Annotated in this window: 3 protein-coding genes; all 3 read left to right on the top strand. The window is 34.6% G+C overall.

Annotated elements, in window-relative coordinates; genetic code table 11:
* Positions 1–18 precede the first annotated feature (18 nt).
* The 3 genes from AFK68_RS44085 to AFK68_RS02090 all read left to right on the top strand — a co-directional run bounded on the left by AFK68_RS44085 (position 19) and on the right by AFK68_RS02090 (position 1,891).
* Complete coding sequence (locus AFK68_RS44085; RefSeq protein ID WP_168186288.1) at positions 19–156, top strand: transposase; 138 nt, start codon at positions 19–21, stop codon at positions 154–156.
* Positions 157–436: 280 nt separating this feature from the next.
* Complete coding sequence (locus tag AFK68_RS02085) at positions 437–1,507, top strand: Mrp/NBP35 family ATP-binding protein (protein WP_094671243.1); 1,071 nt, start codon at positions 437–439, stop codon at positions 1,505–1,507.
* Positions 1,508–1,696: 189 nt separating this feature from the next.
* Positions 1,697–1,891, top strand: a complete 195-nt coding sequence (locus tag AFK68_RS02090) for an NAD(P)H dehydrogenase subunit NdhS (protein ID WP_094671245.1) — start codon at positions 1,697–1,699, stop codon at positions 1,889–1,891.
* Positions 1,892–2,529 lie beyond the last annotated feature (638 nt).

Here is a 2,529-nt window from a genome sequence, read left to right on the forward strand (position 1 = left end):
ATCCAGACCAGTAATAAAATGCTCGAAAAATTAGAAGAGTGGAAAGAGAAAAATTTAGATATATTTTGCTTCCCAACTTACTCATCCAAGCATAACTCCATTGAAACTCTCTGGAAATTTATTAAGTATGAATGGATTGAAATTGATCTAACTTGAAAGTTGGAAAAGATTACTTTGCTATATCAAAAAAGTCTTTGATAATTTTAGTCAACAATATCTAATTAATTCTGTGTAGGTGCTTAAATGTTTCTATCAGTTAATAAGTAATAACTATAACACTGTAAAAAAGTGTTACGAAATTAATAAAATTGAAATCCCTTACCTAGAAAGTTTTTACTTGTAACGCAGTTCCTACTTAGGAAGTTAGCTGAATGCTGAGTCCTTAAAGCTATATAATCTTAAGAGAAACTTAAGAAAAATTTTAGAGGAAAGTCAAATGTCCAGTATGCCTGATACAAAATCAATTTTAGATGTATTGCGACCAGTAGAAGACCCTGAACTGCGTAAGAGTCTGGTAGAACTAAACATGATTCGTAATATTAACGTTGTAGATGGGCAAGTAAAGTTTACTTTGGTTTTGACAACTCCAGCTTGTCCATTACGGGAGTTTATTGTAGAAGACTGCCAAAAAGCTGTAAAGCAATTACCTGGAGTTGAGGAGGTTATAGTAGATGTTACGGCAGAGACTCCTCAACAGAAAGCTATACCAGATCGCCAAGGTATTGGTGGAGTGAAAAATATTATTGCTATTTCTAGTGGCAAAGGTGGGGTTGGTAAAAGTACAGTGGCAGTTAATGTAGCTGTAGCATTGGCTCAAATGGGTGCTAAGGTGGGCTTGATTGATGCTGATATTTATGGTCCTAACGATCCGACTATGTTGGGTCTAGCAGATGCTCAGGTTATGGTACAACAAGGACAATCTGGAGAAGTCTTGGAACCTGCTTTTAATCATGGGGTAAAGTTGGTTTCTATGGCTTTCCTAATTGACAAGGATCAACCAGTGATTTGGCGTGGCCCTATGTTGAATGGAATTATCCGACAATTTTTGTACCAGGTGCAATGGGGCGAATTAGATTATTTATTAGTAGACTTGCCACCTGGTACTGGTGATGCTCAATTAACATTAGCTCAAGCTGTTCCTATGTCTGGGGTGGTAATTGTGACGACTCCTCAAACTGTGGCATTACTTGACTCGCGTAAGGGTTTAAAAATGTTCCAGCAGTTGGGTGTTTCTGTTTTGGGGATAGTGGAAAATATGAGTTATTTTGTACCTCCAGATATGCCAGAGAAAAAGTATGATATTTTTGGCTCTGGTGGTGGTGAAAGGACAGCACGAGAATTGGGAGTGCCTTTACTTGGTGGGGTTCCTTTGGAAATGCCTGTCAGAGAGGGCGGAGATTCTGGTATACCTATTGTAGTGGGCGAGCCTAATTCTGTTTCTGCTCAAGAGTTACGGGCGATCGCTCAAAAAATTGCTGCTGGAGTTTCTGTTGCTGCTTTGACATAATTAGGAATTAGGCAGCAGACCATATATATAGCGTCATAAACTATAACGTTATAGTTTTTATAATCTATATACAGTACATTTGTTTAAGTCCTGATAATAAAGGTCATAAATGCCAAAATAATTACAATTAAAACAGTTTCAATGAGTGTAAAGTAAAATTTAGCAAATATTTTGATGGGAGTATCAATAATGATTTTACCTGGTGTAGCAGTTAGAGTTAAAAATATTGGTGACACTTACTATGGTTTTCAAGGACAAGTTCAACGAGTAAGTGATGGTAAAGCTGCTGTATTATTTGAAGGAGGAAATTGGGATAAATTAGTAACATTTAGATTATCGGAATTAGAGTTAGTTGATGCAACTGCAGGTCGCAAGAAAAAATAAGGATATGATCTTGAGTAGTTAGGAATTATTTCTAAAGGAAGGGTGTTCATTAATTGATAATTGATAATTGATAATTGATAATTGATAATTGATAATTACCTCTCCCTTTTAGGGAGAGGATTGACACTTAACAGGAAAAAATTTATTTTTTTCCCCTTGAAAGGGGAGGCTTCAAGGAGTGAATGGTCTAATTATTTAATTGTTTAATTATTAATTATTTCGGTAAATAGATTATGATTTACACTTAATTAATGACCAATAATAAGGTCTGAAGCTTTCCATTTTCAAGGGTGATGAAAAATAAATTTGCTAATTTCAAGTATCCTGCTTATGTATCAGGTAACTTGTTGCTAATTTAAACTTAAAATTTGCTAGTTTAAACCCTTGTTAAATGGTAGGTTTCCCTCAAAAATAAATGCCGAATAGCTTACTGATAACTGATATCTAAGTCTAATAATTGATGACTAAATTTCAAGTATCTTGCTTAGGTATAAAGATAAGCTTTGCTGCATTTACACTTGAAATTATGTTAATTGGAACTCTTTATTTAATGGTAAATGTTTCTCAAGACTAAATACTGAATAGCTTAGTGAATAACTGATAACTAAATTTCAAGTATCCTGCTTAGATAGAAGGTA

Source organism: Hydrocoleum sp. CS-953 (assembly GCF_002260545.1).
GTDB lineage: Bacteria > Cyanobacteriota > Cyanobacteriia > Cyanobacteriales > Microcoleaceae > Trichodesmium.

Excerpts from the sequence above, each read along its gene's own strand:
- AFK68_RS02090 (WP_094671245.1), top strand. The coding sequence starts at position 1,697 with ATGATTTTACCTGGTGTAGCAGTTAGAGTTAAAAATATTGGTGACACT.
- AFK68_RS02085 (WP_094671243.1), top strand. The coding sequence starts at position 437 with ATGTCCAGTATGCCTGATACAAAATCAATTTTAGATGTATTGCGACCA.
- AFK68_RS44085 (WP_168186288.1), top strand. The coding sequence starts at position 19 with ATGCTCGAAAAATTAGAAGAGTGGAAAGAGAAAAATTTAGATATATTT.